This window comes from Dysgonomonas sp. 37-18, assembly GCF_001899125.1.
In the GTDB taxonomy this organism is placed as follows: Bacteria; Bacteroidota; Bacteroidia; order Bacteroidales; family Dysgonomonadaceae; genus Dysgonomonas.
On the sequence record NZ_MKVC01000030.1, the window covers coordinates 172842 to 194868 of the forward strand.

Below are 22027 nucleotides of genomic sequence, written 5' to 3' on the forward strand. Positions count from 1 at the left end.
ATGGGAAAGAGAATAATAACATCATTGCTTGTTTCGCTATTTGTCTCTATTTCATTGTTTGCTGATGGATATATTGACAAGCAGACGTACGTGTATTCTGTAAAAGATGGTAGCTCATTGAAGCTGGATAGATACTATCTTAAAGATGATGAAGTAGTAACTGTAAAGGTTACGCCTTGTATTGTTTTTATGTTTGGAGGTGGTTTTGCAGCCGGTGAACGTGATGGAGAACAGTATGTGGATTATTTTCGCAAGCTGGTAGAAAGAGGATATCAGGTTGTATCTATAGATTATCGGCTCGGAATGAAAAATATAGGTGATGGCTCGCAGATAGATCCGATGCGTTTTGCAGCACTATTGACCAATAGCATAACGATGGCTGTGGAGGATCTTTTTGATGCAACAACCTTTGTTTATAATCATGCTGAGGATTGGAATATCCAAAAAGATGAGATTATTACAAATGGTTCGAGTGCCGGAGCTGTTGCCGTTCTGCACGGAGAATATGCAATATGTAATAACAGTAAGCTTGCAGAGAGACTCCCTCAAGGGTTTAATTATGCAGGGACAATTGCTTTTGCCGGAGCTATCTTTAGTACAAGTGGAGATTTGAAATGGCAAACAGCACCCTCGCCTATACAGATGTTTCACGGAGATGCTGACAGGAATGTTCCATTTGATAAGACTGAAATGCTTCAGGTTGGGCTGTATGGATCGAAACATATTGCAAAACAGCTTCAAGAATTAAATACCCCATATTATTTCTACAAAATAGAAAATGCTGCACATGAAATTGCCGAACGACCGATGAAAGAAAATATAAATGAGATCTGCTCATTTATTGATAAGTTGATTATAGGTAAAGGCAACCTAATAATAAATACAGGTGAGATGGAAATCGGCAAACCCGAACTGAAAAAAGATTTCGACTTAATGGATTATATAAAAGCAAACTTTGGAGGGTAGCTTTTTTATCGTTATCTCATTTTATACAAACTCGTCGGGAAGATTTACTAAATACAGTTTCTTCCCGGCTCGGGTAATTGCCGTGTAGAGCCAACGATAAAAATTTATCCCTAAGTGTTCTTCCGAAATATAGCCTAAGTCAAGAAAAACGGTACTCCATTCACCTCCCTGTGCCTTATGACAGGTGACAGCATAGGCAAATTTTACTTGTACAGCATTATAGAAAGGGTCGGTTTTAAGCTTTTTCATTTTCCCTGCCTTTGTAGATATATCAGAGTAATCTTCTAATATATTTAGGAATAATTCTTCTGCACGCTCACGAGGTAATCCCGAAACATCAGAGTAAAGCGTATCCATAAGTATCTTGATTTCGAACTCTATATCATAATCGAGGCTCCTAACCAAGACATCACAAAAGCGGAATCCATACAATTCTTGTTCACGGCGAACACGAAGCACTTCTACTATTTCACCATTCGCTAAGAAATCTATTCCTTCTATATTTTCTGTCCAATAATAATTGTTTTTGGTGATCATCAGCATATCTCCCGTCGATAACTCCTCCTCTCTGTACAGAATCCTGTTGCGCACCCCCTGATTGTAGATGTTGCATCGCTTATTGGAGCGGGAAACAATCATCGTATTGTCTAGCCCTTCCCTATCATAAGATGCGGATATCTCATCGATAAGATCTTCTCCATTAATGCGTACAATATCGTTAAAATTATCGAGTAGGAGCTTGGGGTATGCTCCGGTTTCCCCCTTGCTTAACAGATTACGTATATTGGTGGCATTATAAAGGATGCCGGAACTTTCAGCTTGTCGCACGATCTGTGACAACATAGCCTCATAAACATCGAGTCCGTAACCTTCGAGTACAGCTGTTTGCAGGGCGGGGCTGTCTTCTTCCATAACGGGTGGCAGCTGAGCCGAGTCGCCAATAAGCAGTAAGCGGCAGTTTTCGCCTGAATAGACATAATGAATCAGATCATCGAGCAGATGCCCTGTACCAAAGAAGGACGCATCCACTCCACTATTGCTGATCATAGAAGCTTCATCTACAATAAAAAGCGTGTCTTTATGCAGATTATCCATCAGTCCAAAGCTTCCGAAGTCTCCTGCATACTTCTGTTGTCGGTATATTTTCTTGTGAATGGTAAAAGCCGGATGGCTGGCATAGGATGAAAACACTTTCGCTGCTCGTCCTGTAGGTGCTAGTAATACTGTTTTTTGCTTAAACTCAGTCATTGTTTTCACTAAGGCTCCCAGCAAGGATGACTTTCCCGTTCCTGCATATCCCCGCAACAAAAACAGAGTCTCTTCTTTTTGCAAAAATAAGAAGTTTACGATCCTCTCCAAGGCTTCATTTTGTTGGCTTGTGGGTTCGAATGGGAAATTCTCTATTATCTTACTGCGAAAGAAATCATTGATCATAGCGGAAGGAAATGGTGAATTGAAGATCAAAAATAGCAGATAAAAATATCTTTTTCTAACTTTGTGTATAGAAATACCAAAATATGTTTTTACCGGAAAGTATAGACCTCGGACAATCAGATAGATATGTGTTATCGATACGAATAACGTCGTATAGCTTTATGTTCTCTATTTCAGATCCTGAGACAAAAGAGAATTATTGTCTGCGTGAAACATCTTTTTCGATGAGCGATAACCTTCTGGCAAATATTCAACGTATCATTTTTGATTTTAATTTTCTTACGCAGGAGTTTAAGCAGACGAATGTCATTTTCGTTTCTTCAAGCTATGATCTGATTCCTGCCCGATATTTTGATCTTAAGGATAAAGAGCATTTGTATAATTTTACACATGTTGAGAAAGCAAGCCATCTATCTACGGGTTTTATCAAAAACCAGGATGTGACTACATTGTTTAATTTGAATAAAGATATTTTTGACTTTCTATCCAGAAGCCTTTGGGCTCCACACTTTTTTCATCATACCAATTTGCTTATCAATTACTTTGAAGACAAAAATAAGCTTACAGGGAATGCTTCGAGAATGTATTTAAACTTTCACGATAACTTCCTTGATATTATTTGTTTTACCGGGCCAAAGTTGGTTCATAGCTTAACGTATACGAATGAACAAATAACAAATCAGCTATATTATATTCTTAAACTTTGGGAGCAATGCAGATTTAGCCAATTGGATGATTATCTCTTTATAGTCGGTAATCCCGATCTGCAATTGGTGAAACTTCTGCAACAATATATAAAAAACATTGAGCAACAGAATATTCCAAGTGAGATTTTCTTGTGGAATGAAGATGCTCAAAAAGCTCCATTAGACTTACTAACATTATCATTATGAGAATTATCAGTGGGAAATATAAAGGGCGTAGATTTGATCCTCCCAAAAGTTTCAAAGCACGTCCTACAACAGACTTTGCAAAAGAAAATATATTCAACGTCCTGAACAACTCTATAGACTGGGAAGAAACTACAGCATTAGACCTTTTTGGAGGTACAGGTAGTATTAGTTTCGAATTGGTTTCGCGAGGGTGTCCACGTGTTGTATGTGTAGAGAAAAACTTTGCTCATGCATCATTCATCGAAAAAACAAAAGCGGAATTACAAATACAATCGGAGCTAATGCTCTCCAAGATGGATGTATTCAGTTATTTGGCGCATTGTAAAGAGCAGTTTAATTTTATTTTTGCCGACCCTCCTTATGATTTAAAGCATTTTGAAGATGTGCCTAAGCTTGTATTTGAAAAAGAATTGATAAAGCCGGGGGGAATATTTATTCTAGAACATTCTAAGGATTATAATTTCTCTAATTATCCTTTATTCGAAGATCAACGAGTATATGGAAGTGTAAATTTCAGCGTATTTAGGAATGGTTCTATATAAAAAAGAAAAGGTTGTCATCTCGACAACCAATCTTCATTGTTAACCTTAAATCTAATACCATGAAAAACACAGTACAAAGATAGTATATTTTTCATGTTGTAAAACATATTATATAGTTTTTTTTAATCATTTTTTTCTATATTACAATAAATGTATATTATAACGTATAATTAACGTTATATAAAACAATAACTTAGCAGATTTTATCCCGATAATAAGGATTCTATCAATACCTCAATTTTTTTTATAAAGACTTTATTTGTAAATATCGTTTCCTCTTAATCTGATAGGATAGGGGATGGTTTATTTTGTAATGTTCTCTTTATGTGTTGTTTGTCTGTGTGTTTTTGAGGGGATTTATTCCCTGAATTTATTTTCGATGAAAAATTTAGTGACGAGAAAGGAAGTTTAAATTATATCTTTATAGAACGGATGCTATATAAAAAAGAAAAGGCTGTCATCACGACAACCAATCTTCATTGTTAACCTTAAATCTAATACCATGAAAAACACAGTACAAAGATAAGTGAATTTTTATGTTGTAAAACATGTTTCACTGTCTTTCTTTATTCGTTTAACTCTATTTAACTTATTCAATGCTGTCCGGTAGTTCTTTTTGAGCTTTAACTCCTAGATCTTTAAGCATTTCTGCCTGTCGTATGAGATTACCATTGCCTTCTTTTAATTGAGAAAGAGCTTTATCGTATGCTTTCTGAGAACGTTCTATGTTTTTTCCTACATCTTGAAGCGTTTCTACAAAGCCCGCAAACTTATCGTATAAGGCAGCTCCTCGTTTGGCTATCTCTATGGCATTGCGGCTTTGGTATTCACGTTTCCACAGGTCGGCTACGACTTTTAATGAGGCTACCAAGTTTGTAGGACTGATCAATAAGATACGTTTGCGATATGCATAATCCCACAAAGTGGAATCGAGCTGCATCGCTAATATATAAGCCGGTTCGTTAGGGATAAACATCATCACAAAGTCGAGAGATTCTACATAGTCTTGATATGCTTTTTGGCTCAGTTCATCAATGTGTTGCCTTACAGAAGTAATATGTTCTTTTTCAGCAGAGATTTTTACTGCATCTATTTCAGCTTCCACATACTTTATATAAGCACTTAGGGATACTTTGGAATCTATGATAATTTTTCGTCCACCGGGATAAACAACTGTAACATCAGGCTGCATATATTTATTTTGCGTGTTCTGAATGCGTGTTCCGTTTTCGTCCGTAATAAATTCCTGAGTGAAATATTCTTCTCCTTTTTTGAGTCCCGATTTTTCTAATATAGATTCCAGAATCATTTCGCCCCAGTTACCCTGTATCTTATTGCTGCCTTTCAGCGCTTTCGTTAAGTTATTAGCATCTTCGCTTATCTGATTATTCAGAGCAACTAGATCTTTGATACGTTCTTCGAGCGAAAAACGCTGCTTCGATTCTTTATCGTAAGTTTCTTCTACTTTTACTTTAAACTCAACCAGTTTTTCGTTCAGCGGTTTCAGTATAGCCTCCATATTCGCCTTGTTCACATCGGTGAAGCGAAGGGTTTTTTCTTCCAATATCTGTGTGGCTAATATTTGGAAATCTTTATTTAGCTGAGTCCGTGTATTCAATAGCTCTTCTTGTTGAATGCGTAATTGTTCTTCTCTGGACTGTAGTAAAGCTTTATTTTCTGCAATCTCTTTCACATGCTCTAATTGAGCCATTTGTAAAGACTCCTTATCGCGAGTTAAGCGAACAACTTCTTCCTTTAGTTCAGATTCTCTCTGCCTATTGTTTCTTTGGATTAAATAAATAACAATTGTAGCCAGGATCAATATTACGCCGGCATAAACTAATTCCATATTGATTTGTTTTAAAAGAAACGGAAAGTTATTTAAAAGATTCCCTTTAACAAAATTTGCCTCAAAAAACTTGTGAACATCTTTGTTCAAAGATATTTTTGTCTGGTAAATGAAGGAATGAAAATATTATACAGTAAACATTTTCCTCCGGGGAACTTCGGAGCAATCAACCTGTTTGGAATAATCATTGCTCGTAAGGATTATGGTAGGCTGACTGATGCCGAAATAAACCATGAGTGTATACATACACGACAAATGGCTGAAATGCTCGTCATATTCTTTTATATAAGTTATTTGATAGAGTGGATCGTTCGCTTGATACAATATAGGAATATGTTTGATGCTTATGTAAACATTTCGTACGAACGCGAGGCGTATAGCAATATGTATAATATTGAATATCTGAAGAAGAGAAGACCTTTTACTTTTAAAAATTATTATAAAAAAACGGTATGAAACTTAGATTATTCATATATTTATTATGTACCGTGATCGTAGGGGGAGTATCATGCGTACAGAGTCAAAATAAAATAGAACAAGGTAATATGAAATACAATAAACTGACACCCGAAGAAGAAAGGGTAATAATACATAAAGGCACAGAAGCTCCTTATACAGGAGAGTATGTGAATAATAAGCGGGCTGGAGTGTATGTGTGTAGAAGATGCAACGCCCCTTTGTATAATTCATCTGATAAATTTGATTCTCATTGTGGATGGCCTTCTTTTGATGATGAAATAAAGGGTGCTGTAAAACGTGTTCCTGATGCCGATGGAAGACGAACTGAAATAATATGTACAAACTGCGGTGCTCATCTAGGACATGTATTCCTCAACGAAGGCTTCACGGCAAAAGAGACAAGGCACTGTGTAAACTCGATATCACTAAAATTTATACCTCAAGAGAATAAAATGATTAAGAAAGCTTATTTTGCCTCCGGTTGTTTTTGGGGCACAGAGTATTATTTCATGAAAGCTAAAGGTGTGGCACATACCGCTGTAGGCTTTATGGGTGGGCATGTAGATCATCCTAGTTACGAACAAGTTTGTCAGAAAAATACCGGACATTTAGAAACAACAGAAGTGGAATATGATACTTCGAAAACATCGTATGAAGATCTTGTAAAGCTGTTTTTCGAAACGCATGACTTTACTCAAACAAATGGGCAAGGTCCGGATATTGGGCCTCAGTATCTGTCTTGTATATTTTATGCCGATGAGAATGAAAAAAATATTGCTGAAAAATATATATCGATTCTACAAAAAAAGGGATATAAGGTTGCAACAATGCTAAAGCCCTTATCTACATTCTGGAAAGCTGAAGATTATCATCAGCAATATTACGAGCACAAAGGAACAACTCCTTATTGTCATGTATATAAAAAGATATTTGAATAGTTGGATTGCCTATTAATTAATAGGTTAATAAATATATTGTTAATTTGAATACATTAAATTATTATATTTAATGTATTCATATTATTTTTGTGGCTTAACTAAAAATCAGAAAAGTATTTTAATTAAATTATTTTTTTTATGCTTAAAACAATCTTATCTATTTCTGGAAAACCCGGACTTTACAAACTTGTATCGAACAGTAAGAATATGGTTATTGTAGAGTCTCTCGCAGATAACAAAAAGATTCCTATTCATCCACGTGATAAAGTTGTATCATTGGGAGATATCTCTATATACACAGAAACTGATGATGTGCCTTTAAAAAGCATTCTTGCTTCTATCAAAGAGAAAGAAAATGGGGCTAAAGTATCAATCAGTGCAAATTCTAAGCCTGAAGAATTAAAGAGATACTTCGAAGAGGTATTACCGGAGTTTGACAAGGATCGTGTTTACCCGACAGATATCAAGAAAATAATAAACTGGTATAATATAATTATCGAGTCCGGTTTCGACTTCGAACAAGAAGATAACAGCAGCGAAGAGAATACGGAAGATAGCGAGTAGTATTTGCTGTAGTTGATAATGTTTTCAGACCTCTAAAGTATTCATTATGTATTTCTAAGGTCTACGTTTTATAATAGGAACCCCTTCAAAGGCCTCCCCGAAAATGGAGAAGTTTGGAGGGATTCTTATTTTGTGGGCTCTCTATTTTTCCAAAGATAGTTGCGACTATTGTCCTATATTTTATAGATAAGCCTCTTTCTATTTCCGATGTGTAGGTATACAAAAAAAGCTTATCTGATTGCAGATAAGCTTTCTTATATTATATGATTTTTATATTTTCCTTATTCAGTAGGAGGTGTTGTCGGCTGTTGCGTAGGAGCCGGAGTAGTTGTACTTGCTGCACCTTGACCTTGATTAAGAGGTAAAGTAGTAGACATATCAGGTGTTCCTGTAGCAGGAGTAGTTGGTATGCTTATATCCGGTTTTGCTGTTCCTAAACCACCTTTAGGTCTGATCATAACACAAACAATACTCATTATCATGATGAAACCAGCCAATCCCCAAGTTGCTTTCTCTAAGAAGTCTGTGGTTTTACGAACTCCCATGATTGCATTTGAAGATGAAAATCCTGATGAAAGGCCTCCGCCTTTTGAGTTTTGAACAAGAACTATAAGTACCAAGGCTATAGCTGCTATCACAATTAATATGGTAATAAGTGCGATCATTTTTTATCTTTAGATTTTGAATTTATAATCAATTTTTCGAGAAAACTCAATTGGTCTGCAAAGTAAATATTTTTTTTTGGATAATTCAAACTTAAATGTTTAATTATTTTGTATGCTTTCTCATACTTCTGCTGCTTTATATATATTTTGGCAAGGGTCTCGGTGAAAAACAAGTCTTCATTTAATTCATCCTGATCTTCATTGCTGTCTTTTATTTCATAAGTATGATCTCGGAGCGACTCATCTTCTTTCTCTATTTGGATGTGGATGCCATCTTCTTCCGATTTAGTAATGAAGGTATCTATAATATCTTGATGCTTGAGTTGCAGGTTACTCTCTTTTTTGTTCTCTTCTTCCTGAGGCTGATACTGTATGTATGAAAAATAATCGGTTGTGGCTATGCTCGAATGGGATATACTATACTCCAGTTGCATGTCATCGCTGATTGTTTCGCCTCGAGACTCAAAAAAAGCATTTAATAGAATGTTCGTCTTATCTTCAGCAATTTCTTTTTTACCTGTTTCTGCAAAGAATTGTTGATATTCTTCACTGAATATATAATAGAATAGAGCTCTTCTGTCAGCTATTGTAATACTGAGCCTTTCCAGTTCTGTTTTATATCTTTCAGGTTCGTGTATATACACAGCTTTTAGATATATGAAAATGGCAGCTTGAAAAAAAGGGTATTCGAAAGCAATTCTCTCCAGACTTCCGATATCGGATTTGGAAGGAGAATTTTTTTGAATAATAAATTCATTAAGCTTCTGAATATCCATGTTTAAGATCTTATAGCAATATTTATGATGATTGTTTATTACCAATTAGACATGGTTGCATTAAATATCTGGTCTACTATTTCCTTTGTGAGTTCTTCTCCGAGTTTATCTTGTACATCGGTAAGCATTTTGCTGCTCTCAAAATCTCGATATGCCGAGATTGTCTCCTCTTTATCCTCCTCTGGTCTCACATTGTTTCTAAATCGGAATTTAACCGCCATCGTAAGTCGAGTCTGCGATGCCAGATTGTTTTCCTGCACAGCCAGAGGTGTCAGATCCCAACGTACAATTTCGCCTTCTATTTCCATTGACGGTGCTACACTGGTAAACTGTAGTTTGGTTCCGCGTATAAACACATCTTTCATCTCCTCGTTAAACATTTGAGCTAACATAGGATATACGTTAGGCGACTGGTTTTGGAAGTCGCGAATCTCTAAAGTGGGTGTTTCGGAATAGTTAATGTTCGAACCGTTAAACTTGTATGAGATTGTACAAGCTGTCATCATGATTGACACTAGGATCAACAGACCGATTTTTTTCATAAATTTTCCAGATTATATTCTTTTATTTTTCTGTATAGTGTACGTTCCGATATTTTCAGGTCTTGAGCCGCATTCTTACGCTTTCCGTTATGACGATCCAACGCTTTTATGATCATGTCTTTTTCTACATCCTGTAGCGAAAGTGTTTCTTCTTCATATTCGGGAGCTTCTATTATATCTACGTCAGCAATATCATTTCTGGTAGGGGTAATAGTATGAGGATCATTTTTTATAGTAAGAGGTGTAGTTGCTCCTTTGTCAGCTGCACTTACTACCATAGTGGGTAAAGTGTTATCGCTTTTGCTGATTGTGGATGCAGAGACAGCATCTGAGGCTTTTAGATTTCCGGCAACAATATCATGAACAATTTTTTTCAACTCGTTCATGTCTTTTTTCATATCAAAAAGTACCTGATAGAGTATTTCTCGCTCATTACTAAAGCTTTTAGGATCATTATGTCCCGTTGAAGTGTGGATGGGAATTAAGCCAACCTCGTTTGCCGGAAGATAAAGTTTTAGTATATCCGGAGTTATTTCTCTTGCCTGTTCTATAATTGATATCTGTTCGGTAATGTTCTTTAGCTGGCGAATATTCCCCGGCCAATAGTAGTCTTTGAGCATTTGCTTTGCCGATTCGGTTAAAACAATAGACGGCATGTTATATTTTTCAGCACAGTCGCTTGCAAATTTTCTAAAGAGTAGAGGAATGTCGTCTTTCCTGTCTCTTAGTGCAGGTATCCGAATGGGGACAGTGTTTAAGCGATAATACAAGTCTTCACGAAAACGTCCGTTTCGTGTAGCAGTTATCATGTCCAGATTTGTAGCCGCAACAACACGTACATCTGTTTTCTCTACTTTTGATGATCCTACTTTTATAAATTCACCCGTCTCGAGTACACGAAGTAAACGAGCCTGTGTAGAAAGAGGTAATTCTCCCACTTCGTCAAGAAATAGTGTACCTCCATTCGCTACTTCGAAATACCCTTTTCGTTCGCCTGTCGCTCCGGTAAAGGATCCTTTTTCGTGTCCGAAAAGTTCTGAATCTATAGTACCTTCGGGGATAGACCCACAGTTGACCGCAATATAAGTTCCATGTTTGCGATGGCTGAACTGATGGATAATCTGCGGAAAACTTTCTTTACCCACTCCGCTCTCTCCTGTCACCAGTACAGACATATCGGTAGGTGCTACCTGAAGCGCTATGTCTATAGCCCGGTTGAGATCGGGTGTGTTCCCTATGATGCCGAAGCGTTGTTTTACCTGTTGTATATCTGGTCTTGCCATTTTATTAGATAGATAAGTCACAAATAAACAAAAGTTTATATGTGAAGTTTAACGAAACCTGACAAAATTACATATTAATTTCAGTTTTGTCAGTCTTTTTTAGTGAAGATTTCTAAAGGTGATGAGTTTAATCTGTAGATTTAGCTAAAGCGTATGTTTTAGCCTTCAAAAACTCTCCGAATTCCTTTATATCTGTATGTTTTGCCTGTTCTTCCGGTGATATTGGTTCACCTAATCGTAAGTATATCGTTTTACCCTTTTTATTATATACTTCATGTCCTAACCTCAATGAACGGAGTCTCCAATTTACAAGATCAAGAAAGTTAAAGAACCAAGAATTTTTACCACTAAAGTACATTGGTATCACAGGTACTTTAGACTTTTTTATCAGCTTTAGCACCGGTTCTTGCCATTCACGGTCTTCAACCTCCATCCTGAAGTTTCTTACTTTTGTCTTAGATACAGCACCGGCAGGGAAGAATCCCAATGGATGTCCGCTTTTGATATGTTCGATGGATTGTTTTATCCCTTCGAGGCTTGACTTACTTGCCATCTTTCCGCTTTGGAAAGGATTAACCGCAATGAAGTTGGGGGACATTGTGTCTATCATGCCGAGAATGAAATTTACCATCATTTTATAGTCGGGACGAACCGATGCGATTGTGGCAATGGCGGCAATACCATCTATGTGACCGTATGCATGGTTCGAGACAGTGATAAACGAAGCTCCTTCGTATTGGTTAAGCACTTCTATGTTTTCGACTACTATATTGACACCAACGTCTTGTAATAAATGTTTGCAAAATTCAGGGCCTTCGTATTGCTTCGAAGTATCGTAGATGCGGTTGACTTTATTCATTCCGGTCAGCCACATAGCAAATTTTATAAGTATATTTCCAAATGGACCACGCAAAATAGGGCTCATTTTGCGAACATCATCATAGCTCAGTAATTTTTCCTTCATGTTGCTGTTTTTTTACTGTTGCAAATTTCGTTAAAATTAGAATATTAGACAAGTATTAATTAAGATTCGTCATGAAGTTCGATGATATCCAAGTCGGAGATATTGCCTTCACTCAAGTTAAACTTAAGAAGGGTTCTGACTTTATGTATTCCATATTTGCCTGCTGCACCCGGATTGATGAATAATCCGTTTATTTTTTTATCGAATATGACTTTCAGTATATGTGAGTGCCCGGTTATAAATAATTTGGGCGGATTCATAAGTAATATTGATTGTACTTTTCGTTCATACCTACCCGGAGAGCCTCCGATATGAATCATAAACACATCTACACCTTCGAGCGTGAAGCGTAACGTTTCGGGGTATGCTGCACGTATACGACTATCATCGATATTCCCGTACACTGCCCGAAAGGGTTTGCCTAAAGCTTCGAACTTTAAAGCCAACTCCATTGAACCTATATCTCCCGCATGCCATATTTCGTCACAGTCGGAAAAATATTTTGCAAACTTCTCATCCCACCAGTTATGGGTGTCAGAAAGTAATCCTATCTTTTTCATTATAGATTGATACAAATACAAAAACAAACAGATAGGATAAATGTTCCCATCGAAGTATATTTCAAGTATGGGTCGAGTAGACGATTCTCTTTTATTTTGATAATGTTAATTAACAATTTAAAAAATACAAGAAAACTTAATAGGTAGATATATTGATACCAGTGGGTACTATATAATATAGAATATGCCGTAAGGGAAACGAACGCTCCTATAATTAATAGGGCGTGGTATATCTTAGCATTCTTGATTCCTATCCGTACAGGGATTGTTATTTTCCCCGATTTTCTATCATTGTCTATGTCGCGCATATTGTTAAGATTGAGTACGGCAGCTGTTAGCAAACCCAAAGCTATAGCAGGTAGCCACGGCTTGAAATCTATGGCGTGGATATGTAAAAAATATGTTCCAACTACCGATACAAGTCCAAAAAAGATAAAAGAGAAAATATCTCCCAATCCCTTGTATCCATAAGGATTTTTTCCGGCTGTATATTTTATTGCAGCGACAATACTACCCAGTCCCAAGCCTAGAAAGAGTAAAATATATTGCCATGCCATAAACTGAAGAGCAACGTAAACAAGCAATATCCCGATCACAATAGCACATGCTATAGCTATTTTTATAGCTTTAGCCATCTCTTCGGGAGTAATGGCTCCGCTTTGAACTGTTCGTTGAGGTCCTATTCTTTCGCCTGTGATATCTGTGCCTTGTTGGTAATCACCAAGGTCGTTTGCCATATTGGATAGCAGTTGTAATACATTCGCTACCAAAATAGTCAGAATAAATACAAATATGCTGAATTTTCCTGTGCTATATGCGATCCCGCTGCCACATAGTGCTGTAGCTCCCGCCAAGAATAGTGTGCGTGGACGCAGAGCCGATACCCAAGATTTTACAGATGCCATAATTAAATTTGTGCAAAGGTATGTATTTTAGTCTGATGAGAAAAATATTATTATCCTGTCAAATTCTAATATTACCTAAATAAACATATGAATTTTGATGTTTTTTATTTTAAATTATTTATAGTTTGTGTGTTTAAAATTTATAGTTTTGTAGAAATTGTTAAAAATACAACTTTGATTGTTTAATGCCTTTGCAAGTGATTGTTATGACAAAAAGAAATAAAAATAAAGAATGGATTGCCCCAGCCTTATTCTTTGGGGGTGTGGCTTTAATCGTAATTTATTTTTATGTTGATAGTTATAAGCGAAACATTTACAATGTAAATAAACATTTGTTCGAAAATGATAATCGCAAGCAAGTGTTTGAATGTTACAAAGATACACTTTATGTCCTTAAAAAAGGAATGGTCTATACATTATCATCCCCAAATGGAAATAAAATACTAAACAAGCAAGCAACGGATTTTTATAAAATAGATACTTATTATAGCTTGACAACACAAGATAAAGTAAAGATTATCAAAAGAGATAATAATTGGATAGAGATTGAACACAGTCAATTTCCCGAGAATAAAGGATGGGTTAAGAGAGAGTTATTTAAAAATTGTGACAGTATAATCACTACACAAGGATCTACGGTAAAATATGATGATGTTGCTACATCATCAGCCGATATTTATAATATAGATGAGGAAAGGCATCGTAAGGCAGAAGAAATAAGGAGTCAGTGGAGAAAAGGGAAGATAGCTGCTGAAAACCAAAGGCAGCTTAATAAGTTGAAAAAGGAAATCAATAAATAAAAAAGTACTTGACTATAATATTTACACTTGCAAAAAAAATTAAATAGAAAGGAGACGTTACACTTACTTCTATCTGTTTATAGTTTTCTTTATATTGTCTAAATCGAATAATACTCTTATTCCGAAATCCTGATATTTTGTTTTCTTGAATGACGCGAATACTCCTACATTAAGCAGCTTTGTGAAGTTTAGTGAGTAGCCCATCTCACTATATTTCATGTCGGCGGTGTATAGGTTTTTTAGATGTAGGCTTTCTGTAAACATTTTTCCTTGAAGAAATGGCAGTCGCTTAATTAATATATACTTGCTTTCGTAGTTGAAATTGGTTCTGACCCAATATCTATTTGTTGAAGCAACATAATTGTCTAACAGCATAAAGGATACAAAGGGAGACTTTAGGTTCACTGTTACATTCGATGTGTTGAAATGTTGATAATCCACAAAGTGTATTTTGTTTCTTTCGCCCAGAAAGTGACCTCCTTCGAGTTGGTAGTTGAAGTTGCTGAATTCACTTAGCTTTATATTTTGTTTTATGCCTCCCGATAATTTTTGATATTGAGCATTGTTGGTTTGCCATCCGGAGAATGCCTGCTCATAATTAATATAGAATGTAGGAGAAGCGTATTTTTCATATTTTTTCGCTCCATCTTTTATCGAGTAATAAGCGTAAGGGGTGTATTCTATGCCTAAGTTGAATGCTGTTTTGTCAAACCTGTCGTCTGGGTATATGTTAGGCGTGATTTTACTTTTCTTACCCCAGGTGTAATCCGTATTATTCGATAATCCATGACGCCTGTCTATCTCCAGTCCTACAGATACAGATAATCCATTCGAAATATCTATACTATTCGTTGCGGAAATAAAATCTTTCTGATAAAAATAGTTATAATTCTTACCTCTTATTAGTGAATTTGAAAAGTTATTGAAGCGGTGAATACCTAGTGGGTTGAAATCTTCACTTGTGCTTCCTATAGAGATAGTAAGGTTGCCTAATCTTAAAGGTGCATACGTAAAATTTATATTACCTCCACCTATCAATCTTTTCCTTGATAAGGCATAATATATATAAGGTGTTAGTTCAAGCTTGTTGTGTTTTCCGATATTACTCGTTAACCTGAATGATTGTCCCATCCATAGCCCATCTACAAAATTATACTCATAGATACTACCTTCGAGTAGCCCGTTGAATTTAATTTTTACTTTGCTGGAGTCACTTCCTATCTGCCCTCCGTTCATTATATTCGAAAATGTCAGCTTTGGATTACGGTGCTTCTCTCTCGCCGAATCGAGATGTTGCTGTATGGAATCCCTTTTAATTAATGTTTTTATCTCCCGTTCTCCCAAGGGTATCGTTCTTACATTGTTCCAATATGCCGTATCACGCTTGGATGCCAAACTATCAGATTTTACTATATATAAGGAGTCTTGACGTGCGATTTCAAAGGTTCTTTTCTCTTTTTTGCTTTTTGTACCACTTATTACCGATTCATTCGTTTTAATATTACTATAGGTTAGAGATGTGTAGTAGTTCATTGTAGCTTTAATTCCGAAGATGTCAATATCAGATGCTATCAAATAAGTGATCGGCAGATATACATTCGGTGCTAATTCCTGAAACGAGATTGTATATGCTTGCTTTGCTCCGTATGGATTAGAACGAAGTTCCGCAGAATATATATGCCATGTATAATCTGCTATATATATGTAGCCTTCAAAAAGCGAAGGGTCTTTTAGCTTTGGTTCTATTTTGATTTTATTTATTGTTAATCCATTCTCTTCTATAAATCCTTCGTATCTGAATTTGTAATAAGAAAATGCTTGAGGATGCAAGGGTGAAATGTATGAACCAATCTTCGGATTGTACAAGGAAGTGCTTAATATTCCCATCACGTCTTTCGAATCTATATTGTCGGGAATACTGCTTGAGAATGCTTTTACTGTTTGTTCGTACTTATTGGGTGCTGTAAAACGTATTTCGTTGAAGGATTCTTGTGTAAATAACAACTCTTTAAAATCTGATAGTTTAACCCCTTCTTCTCTTTTTGCCATTTTGTCTATCAATGACGAAACTTTAAGCAATTCAGCGTTTACCTTTATGTAGGCTTCGGCAGTATACTCTTTTACTGAAGCGGCATATAATGGTGCTTTTTCTATTGCTTTCCGCATAATAGGGTGGGCCGGGTCTTCCTGATTTGATACGGTAATTTCTTTCAGGTTGAAAGGTGTTTCATATAGTACTATATCTAATGTAGTTACTTTATCTGTACTGATCTTGATTATTTGCACTTCGGGTTTAAACCCCAAACATTTATATTCAACTTCGTATTCTCCGTTGGGTATAGTCGTTTGATAGCTTCCTGTTTCGTTACATACCAACCCTTGATTTACACCTTTTATATATACTGTGCTTCCATATAACGGTTCGCCGTTTGTGTCTGTAATTTTTCCTTTAAAGTTTTGTGCGTCCAAATGTATGAAGCAAAAAAAGGATAAAACCAAGGCAATATATAATCTCATTATTAGTTTATTATTTAGGGACACTTTTTAACATTCTCTACAAATATATCGGAAATATCGATTTATTCTTTACTTATTTCCTGTTTTTATTCGATTTAATGTTACAAAGGAGTGACATTATTCTATATTCCCCTGTGAAATAAGATTATTTTATTATTTTTGCGCTAAATTTTTTTCAAAATATTAAAGATTAAAATGCTTACAGTTGAGAAAATTGGCGGAACCTCCATGTCGCAGTTTAAAGATGTGCTGGAGAACGTCATTGTAGGAAAGAGAAAGCCGGAAGAAATGTACAATCGGATATTTGTTGTATCCGCATATAATAATGTCACTAACTGGCTATTGGAACATAAAAAAACAGGAGAGCCCGGAGTATATGTTCAATTTCTCGAAAATGCAGATTATAGCATCGGATTAGATAGTCTGTGTCAAAGGCTTCTGCTTATAAATAAGGGTTTTGAAGAAATCGGCCTGAATCTATTAGAAGCAAGAGAATTTATTACCTTTCGCCTCAAACAGGCTAAAACAATGCTTCATAGTTTGAGCAAAGTTTTGGCTTCAGGATACGTAAATGCCGAAGATATCTGTTTAGCCGCACGCGAAATTTTAGCTTCGATAGGAGAGGCCCATTCAGCGTGGAATACTGTAAATATTTTGAATAACAATGGTATCTCTGCTCGGTTTATCGATCTTTGCGGATTTAATGACTCTCTGCCTCTTACAATAGATGAGCGTATTCATAGAGCATTCAAAGGTGTTGATTTTAGTAAGGATGTTTGTGTTGCTACCGGCTATACGAAAGGTACTGAGGGTATTATGCGCGCATTCGATAGGGGTTATACAGAGGTTACTTTTAGTAAAATTGCCGTAGAAGTAAATGCCGACGAGGCTATTATCCATAAAGAATATCACTTGTCGAGCGCTGATCCGAATATAGTAGGTGTGGATAAGGTGGTTCCTGTAGGACGAACAAATTTTATTGTTGCCGATCAGTTGGCTGATATTGGTATGGAGGCTATTCATCCGAAAGCGTCTAAGCCTTTGGAACTTGCAAATATCGATATCCGTATCAAAAATACCTTTGAGCCCGAACATCCGGGAACATTGATAACAAAAGAGTATGTGTCGGAAATACCGAAGATAGAGATCGTTTCAGGTACAGATAAGGTGCTAGCTGTAGAAATTCATGATCCAATGATGGTTGGAGAGGTTGGGTTTGACTTGAGAATCATGCAGATATTTGCCAAATATAATGTGAGTTACATTCTCAAATCTACAAATGCAAACTCTATTACAATGGTGGTTTGGGACAATTATAAATCACGCGAAATGATAACAGACCTGGAGGCGACATTCTATCAGGTTATTGTAGAGCGTGTAGCTTTAGTATGTGTAATGGGTACCAATATTGCATTGCCCGGATTCTTGTATAGAGCCTCGAAAGCTCTGTTTCAAAAAGGAATCAATGTCGAGAGTTTTGCTCAATCTCTACGGCAGGTGAATATGCAGTTTGTAATAAAAAGAGAATTTTATAAAGACGCGGTAATTGCACTGAATGATGAATTGTGTATAGAGAAATAGGTTAATAAGGGTTTTTTTATATTTTTTTTATTGTGTGAATTGATTTTTAGTTCTATTTTTGTTTGCTGAAACTAGAGTGATCGTTTAATACCTTGTGGGGCACTTAAATAAAAAAGAATATCCACAATTACAGATATATAGACCTTTGAATTTGCTTGAACATTCTCTATTACAAAAGTTGCTTTTATTGGAAAATAAAAAACTGATTTCACCGTTACATTTGATTAGAAGTGTGAATAAAAGTGCAATGTTAGATGCGAAATACTTAAAAAATCAAAATAATAGTATATTTGCATCCTATAATAATTGACACTGTGTAATTTTATTGTTTTAAAATAAGGAGACTATTGAAAATTAAAAGATATAAATTTAAAAATTGATTCACTAAACTTAAATTATTTATTATCATTATGGAAACTAAAAAACAACAACCAAAACAAAAACCAAGATCTAAAGGCGTTTCAGCTATGATAGTCGTTATTGGATGTGCGATTGTAGCTCACCTATTCTTCTACCTAGTTGCCGGGGATAAGGCTAACTTTGACGAAAAAGGTCTTCCACTACCAGGCAATTCACTAGGTGCATTATTCCAAGGAGGATGGGTAATTCCTATCGTTATCACGCTGTTACTAACAACACTTACTCTTTCTGTAGAGAGATTCTTTGCATTGAACAGAGCTAGTGGAAAAGGAAACACAGCTAAATTTGTGATGAATGCTAAAGCTAAATTAGAAGCTGGTGACATCGCAGGTGCAACAAAGCTATGTGACGAACAAAAAGGATCTGTGGCTAATATACTAAAAGCAGGATTAATCAGATATGCAGATGTTGAGAAAATTGCTGACAAGAACAATGACGAAAAAGCAGCAATGATTCAAAAAGAATTGGAAGAAGCTACAACTCTTGAACTTCCATATCTACAACAAAACTTATCAGTTATCGCTACTATCTCTACTCTAGGTACTTTGATGGGACTATTCGGAACAGTACTTGGTATGATCCGTTCGTTTGGTGCGATGGGTCAAGAAGGAGCTCCGGACTCTACAGCTCTTGCAGTAGGTATCTCTGAAGCACTTTACAATACAGCTATGGGTATCGGTACTGGTGCTGCATCTATCATTTCTTATTCTTATTTCTCTGGAAAAGTTGAAGATATAACTAACGCTGTTGATGAAGTAGGTTTTGCTATCGGTCAAACTTATACTACTCTTCACGGAGGTCTATCTAAATAATTAACAATTTTTTTCAGAACAATTTGTGGAATTCATATAAGATTCCACTCTAATAAGTAAAAGTAAGAAAATGGGAAAGACAAAAGTAAAAAAACAGAGCACATTCATCGACATGACGGCGATGAGTGACGTTACTGTACTCTTGCTCACATTCTTTATGCTTACTGCTACCTTCTTACCAAAAGAACCGGTACAGGTAATGACTCCACAGTCAGTATCTGAGGTGAAAGTGCCTGAATATAATGTGTTGAATATATTGATAGATCCACAAGGAAAGGTATTCTTGAATATAGACAAACCAGAAAATAAAAAGGCGGTATTGGAAAAGATGGGGCAAGATTATGGTATTACATTCACCGATAAGCAGATTAGATCTTTCATAGAACAAACACACATTGGTGTGCCTATGAACAGAATGGCTGCTTTCCTTGATATGCCATTGAGCACTCAAGATAGTGAGATAAAGAAATGGGGTGTGCCATCTGATAGTGTAAACGATCAGTTTTCACGTTGGGTGCAACATGCACGCGAAATTGGAGGCGATGATATGGGTATTGCTATCAAAGCAGACCAGTCAACAGCTTATCCATTGGTGGATAAGGTATTGAAAAGTCTTGTGAAGATGAAAGAAAACCGTTATAGCCTCATAACATCTCTAAGGGGAATGCCGGAAGGCGTATAAAACATGATTTAAACATTAAAAAAAGAAAAAATTATGGCAGAAGTACAACAGTCCGGTGGTGGAGAAGAGAAAAAAGGTAAACCCAAGAAACAGACCCTGAGAGTAGACTTTACTCCGATGGTGGATATGAACATGCTCTTGATTACATTCTTCATGTTCTGTACTACATTGAGTAAACCGCAAATCATGGATATTGCGATGCCTACAGATCAGAAACTTACTGAAGAGGATGAAGTGAAGGTCAAGGAGTCTAAAGCTATTACTTTGATTCTAGGAGAAGACAATAAAGTATATTACTATACAGGTATGCCTAACTATAGTGACTATACTACCTTGAAAGAAACTGATTATTCCCCTGAAGGACTTCGTAAAGTTTTACTGGAACGCAATGCCCCTATCGTAGCAAAAATGAGGGAATTGAGACAGGAGAAGTTTGAGAAGAAAAATAAAATGTCAGAGGAAGAATTTAAAACAAGATCGAAAACAATAAAAGAAGATAAGGATGGACAAGTAGTGGTTATTAAACCAACATCCGAAGCTAGTTATAAAAATCTTGTTGATGCTCTTGATGAAATGCAAATTTGCAGTATTGCAAAATATGCAATTGTGGATATGACCGAGGGTGACCAATTCTTGCTTGAGAACCTGAAAAGTAAAGGGGCTTATGGCGCTAGTGCTGCACCACCAAAAAATTAATCACATTAAGAAAGGAGTAAAATTATGGGAAAAGATATAAAATTGAATTCCTCCGAATGGTGTGATGTAGTTTTTGAAGGTAAGAATAAAAACTATGGAGCTTACAAGCTACGTCAATCATCATCGAAGAGACATATCGTTGCGTTTTTAGTAATCCTTGCGCTTGCAATATTTGTGTCGGCTTTACCGAGTCTGGTATCAGTAGTAAAGAGCCTTACTCAAAGCAATACAGGGCCAATGGAGGATACTTTCGAGTTATCTAATATTCCGGTAGATCAAGAAATCCCGGAAGAGAATAAGATTAAACAAGAAACAGCTCCGCCGCCTCCACCGTTGAAAACAACAGTGAAGTTTGTGCCTCCTAAGATTGCAAAAGACGACGAGGTGCGTGAAGATCAGGAAATGAAGTCACAGGATGAAATTCAGGAAACTAAAATCCAAATTTCGGTGGCTGACGTGAAAGGTACAAATGATAAGACAGGTGTCGATATCGCTGAGTTGAGAGAACACAAGGTGATAGTAGAAGAAAAACCTGCCGTTGAAAAACCTTTCGTTACTGTAGAACAGATGCCAACTTTCCCGGGAGGCGAGATGGAAATGCAAAAGTATATTGCTTCCAATCTCAAATATCCGGTAGTGGCTCAAGAATCAGGTATTCAAGGACGTGTAACAGTACGTTTCGTTGTTTCTAAAACAGGAGCAATTGAAGATGTAAACGTGATTCGTGGAATCGACCCATCGTGCGACAAAGAAGCTGTACGTGTGGTTAAATCGATGCCGAAATGGATACCGGGAAAACAAAATGGATTGAATGTACCTGTGTACTTTACTCTCCCTATCGTATTCCGTTTGAAACAGTAAAAGTGAATATCTATTGAGATTTTTATAAAAAAATTGTAAATAAGACTTAGTAAAGAAGAGAAGTTGGAGTATGAAAGACACATCTTCTCTTCTTTTTCCAATAAAAAAAGGTATGAAAGAAGGAAAAAAAATATCGGGAAAAGCAATATTTGGTATATTTATGGTATTGTTTTATCTATGTGTGTCAGTTTTGATGGTATTTACCCCTATTTTCGATAATGTACATATCTTGCTTCGTGTGGCCATGGGTGTGCTGTTGTTTTTGTATGGCATATTTAGAGGATACCGTGCATGGAAACAATTTTAAACGAATTATCT

At 36.2% G+C, this 22027-nt stretch carries 23 protein-coding genes; 13 read left to right on the top strand and 10 right to left on the bottom strand.

Annotated features, from left to right (window positions below):
* On the top strand, window positions 1-966 hold the full coding sequence (locus tag BGO84_RS11625; protein ID WP_291029367.1) for an alpha/beta hydrolase: 966 nt from the start codon (window positions 1-3) through the stop codon (window positions 964-966).
* Between the two features lie 21 nt (window positions 967-987).
* Here BGO84_RS11625 and BGO84_RS11630 read toward each other — a convergent pair whose 3' ends face one another.
* The gene (locus tag BGO84_RS11630; protein ID WP_291029369.1) at window positions 988-2400 is read right to left on the bottom strand and encodes an AAA family ATPase; all 1413 of its coding nucleotides are present in this window, start codon (window positions 2398-2400) and stop codon (window positions 988-990) included.
* An 83-nt stretch (window positions 2401-2483) separates the two neighbouring features.
* Between BGO84_RS11630 and BGO84_RS11635 the strand changes: the two genes are divergently transcribed.
* Both BGO84_RS11635 and BGO84_RS11640 read left to right on the top strand, forming a co-directional pair.
* Complete coding sequence (locus BGO84_RS11635) at window positions 2484-3293, top strand: DUF3822 family protein (RefSeq protein WP_291029371.1); 810 nt, start codon at window positions 2484-2486, stop codon at window positions 3291-3293.
* Entirely contained in the window at window positions 3290-3835 is a 546-nt protein-coding gene (locus BGO84_RS11640; RefSeq protein WP_291029373.1) for an RsmD family RNA methyltransferase, read from the top strand. The genes BGO84_RS11635 and BGO84_RS11640 overlap by 4 nt, the downstream gene beginning before the upstream one ends.
* Before the next feature lie 589 nt (window positions 3836-4424).
* Here BGO84_RS11640 and rmuC read toward each other — a convergent pair.
* Entirely contained in the window at window positions 4425-5684 is a 1260-nt protein-coding gene (rmuC, locus tag BGO84_RS11645; protein WP_291029375.1) for a DNA recombination protein RmuC, read from the bottom strand.
* A 117-nt stretch (window positions 5685-5801) separates the two neighbouring features.
* Between rmuC and BGO84_RS11650 the strand changes: the two genes are divergently transcribed.
* The 3 genes from BGO84_RS11650 to BGO84_RS11660 all read left to right on the top strand — a co-directional run bounded on the left by BGO84_RS11650 (window position 5802) and on the right by BGO84_RS11660 (window position 7645).
* Window positions 5802-6140: a hypothetical protein gene (locus BGO84_RS11650; RefSeq protein ID WP_135103752.1), complete on the top strand. Its 339-nt coding sequence runs from the start codon at window positions 5802-5804 to the stop codon at window positions 6138-6140.
* Window positions 6137-7081: a bifunctional methionine sulfoxide reductase B/A protein gene (locus tag BGO84_RS11655; RefSeq protein ID WP_291029377.1), complete on the top strand. Its 945-nt coding sequence runs from the start codon at window positions 6137-6139 to the stop codon at window positions 7079-7081. Before BGO84_RS11650 ends, BGO84_RS11655 begins: the two co-directional genes overlap by 4 nt.
* Before the next feature lie 138 nt (window positions 7082-7219).
* Complete coding sequence (locus BGO84_RS11660; protein WP_291029379.1) at window positions 7220-7645, top strand: DUF5606 domain-containing protein; 426 nt, start codon at window positions 7220-7222, stop codon at window positions 7643-7645.
* A gap of 281 nt (window positions 7646-7926) precedes the next feature.
* Here BGO84_RS11660 and secG read toward each other — a convergent pair whose 3' ends face one another.
* The 7 genes from secG to menA form a co-directional block, all read right to left on the bottom strand.
* A complete protein-coding gene (gene secG, locus BGO84_RS11665; RefSeq protein ID WP_135103754.1) occupies window positions 7927-8310 on the bottom strand; it encodes a preprotein translocase subunit SecG in 384 nt (127 codons plus the stop codon).
* Entirely contained in the window at window positions 8307-9086 is a 780-nt protein-coding gene (locus BGO84_RS11670; RefSeq protein WP_291029381.1) for a hypothetical protein, read from the bottom strand. The genes secG and BGO84_RS11670 overlap by 4 nt, the downstream gene beginning before the upstream one ends.
* A gap of 38 nt (window positions 9087-9124) precedes the next feature.
* Window positions 9125-9628: an LptE family protein gene (locus BGO84_RS11675; RefSeq protein WP_006842353.1), complete on the bottom strand. Its 504-nt coding sequence runs from the start codon at window positions 9626-9628 to the stop codon at window positions 9125-9127.
* The gene (locus BGO84_RS11680) at window positions 9625-10911 is read right to left on the bottom strand and encodes a sigma 54-interacting transcriptional regulator (RefSeq protein ID WP_291029383.1); all 1287 of its coding nucleotides are present in this window, start codon (window positions 10909-10911) and stop codon (window positions 9625-9627) included. Before BGO84_RS11680 ends, BGO84_RS11675 begins: the two co-directional genes overlap by 4 nt.
* A gap of 127 nt (window positions 10912-11038) precedes the next feature.
* Window positions 11039-11875, bottom strand: coding sequence for a lysophospholipid acyltransferase family protein (locus BGO84_RS11685; RefSeq protein WP_252637661.1), 837 nt, complete (start codon window positions 11873-11875; stop codon window positions 11039-11041).
* Window positions 11876-11934: 59 nt separating this feature from the next.
* Window positions 11935-12435: a metallophosphoesterase family protein gene (locus BGO84_RS11690; protein ID WP_291029385.1), complete on the bottom strand. Its 501-nt coding sequence runs from the start codon at window positions 12433-12435 to the stop codon at window positions 11935-11937.
* Window positions 12435-13340, bottom strand: a complete 906-nt coding sequence (menA, locus tag BGO84_RS11695; protein WP_291029387.1) for a 1,4-dihydroxy-2-naphthoate octaprenyltransferase — start codon at window positions 13338-13340, stop codon at window positions 12435-12437. The genes BGO84_RS11690 and menA overlap by 1 nt, the downstream gene beginning before the upstream one ends.
* A gap of 206 nt (window positions 13341-13546) precedes the next feature.
* Here menA and BGO84_RS11700 point away from each other — a divergent pair, with 206 nt between their 5' ends.
* Window positions 13547-14140, top strand: a complete 594-nt coding sequence (locus tag BGO84_RS11700; RefSeq protein WP_291029389.1) for a hypothetical protein — start codon at window positions 13547-13549, stop codon at window positions 14138-14140.
* Window positions 14141-14209: 69 nt separating this feature from the next.
* Here BGO84_RS11700 and BGO84_RS11705 read toward each other — a convergent pair whose 3' ends face one another.
* Complete coding sequence (locus BGO84_RS11705; RefSeq protein ID WP_291029390.1) at window positions 14210-16657, bottom strand: DUF5686 and carboxypeptidase regulatory-like domain-containing protein; 2448 nt, start codon at window positions 16655-16657, stop codon at window positions 14210-14212.
* Window positions 16658-16852: 195 nt separating this feature from the next.
* Here BGO84_RS11705 and BGO84_RS11710 point away from each other — a divergent pair, with 195 nt between their 5' ends.
* The 6 genes from BGO84_RS11710 to BGO84_RS11735 all read left to right on the top strand — a co-directional run bounded on the left by BGO84_RS11710 (window position 16853) and on the right by BGO84_RS11735 (window position 22016).
* Window positions 16853-18238: an aspartate kinase gene (locus BGO84_RS11710; protein WP_135103762.1), complete on the top strand. Its 1386-nt coding sequence runs from the start codon at window positions 16853-16855 to the stop codon at window positions 18236-18238.
* Between the two features lie 410 nt (window positions 18239-18648).
* Window positions 18649-19470 carry a MotA/TolQ/ExbB proton channel family protein gene (locus tag BGO84_RS11715; protein WP_291029392.1) on the top strand — a complete coding sequence of 274 codons (822 nt, stop codon included), beginning with the start codon at window positions 18649-18651 and terminating at the stop codon, window positions 19468-19470.
* A gap of 70 nt (window positions 19471-19540) precedes the next feature.
* Window positions 19541-20152, top strand: coding sequence for a biopolymer transporter ExbD (locus BGO84_RS11720; protein WP_135103764.1), 612 nt, complete (start codon window positions 19541-19543; stop codon window positions 20150-20152).
* 33 nt (window positions 20153-20185) lie between these two features.
* Complete coding sequence (locus BGO84_RS11725) at window positions 20186-20848, top strand: biopolymer transporter ExbD (protein ID WP_135103765.1); 663 nt, start codon at window positions 20186-20188, stop codon at window positions 20846-20848.
* Between the two features lie 24 nt (window positions 20849-20872).
* Complete coding sequence (locus BGO84_RS11730; protein ID WP_135103766.1) at window positions 20873-21709, top strand: energy transducer TonB; 837 nt, start codon at window positions 20873-20875, stop codon at window positions 21707-21709.
* 112 nt (window positions 21710-21821) lie between these two features.
* Window positions 21822-22016: a hypothetical protein gene (locus BGO84_RS11735; protein WP_228093666.1), complete on the top strand. Its 195-nt coding sequence runs from the start codon at window positions 21822-21824 to the stop codon at window positions 22014-22016.
* Window positions 22017-22027: the final 11 nt, after the last annotated feature.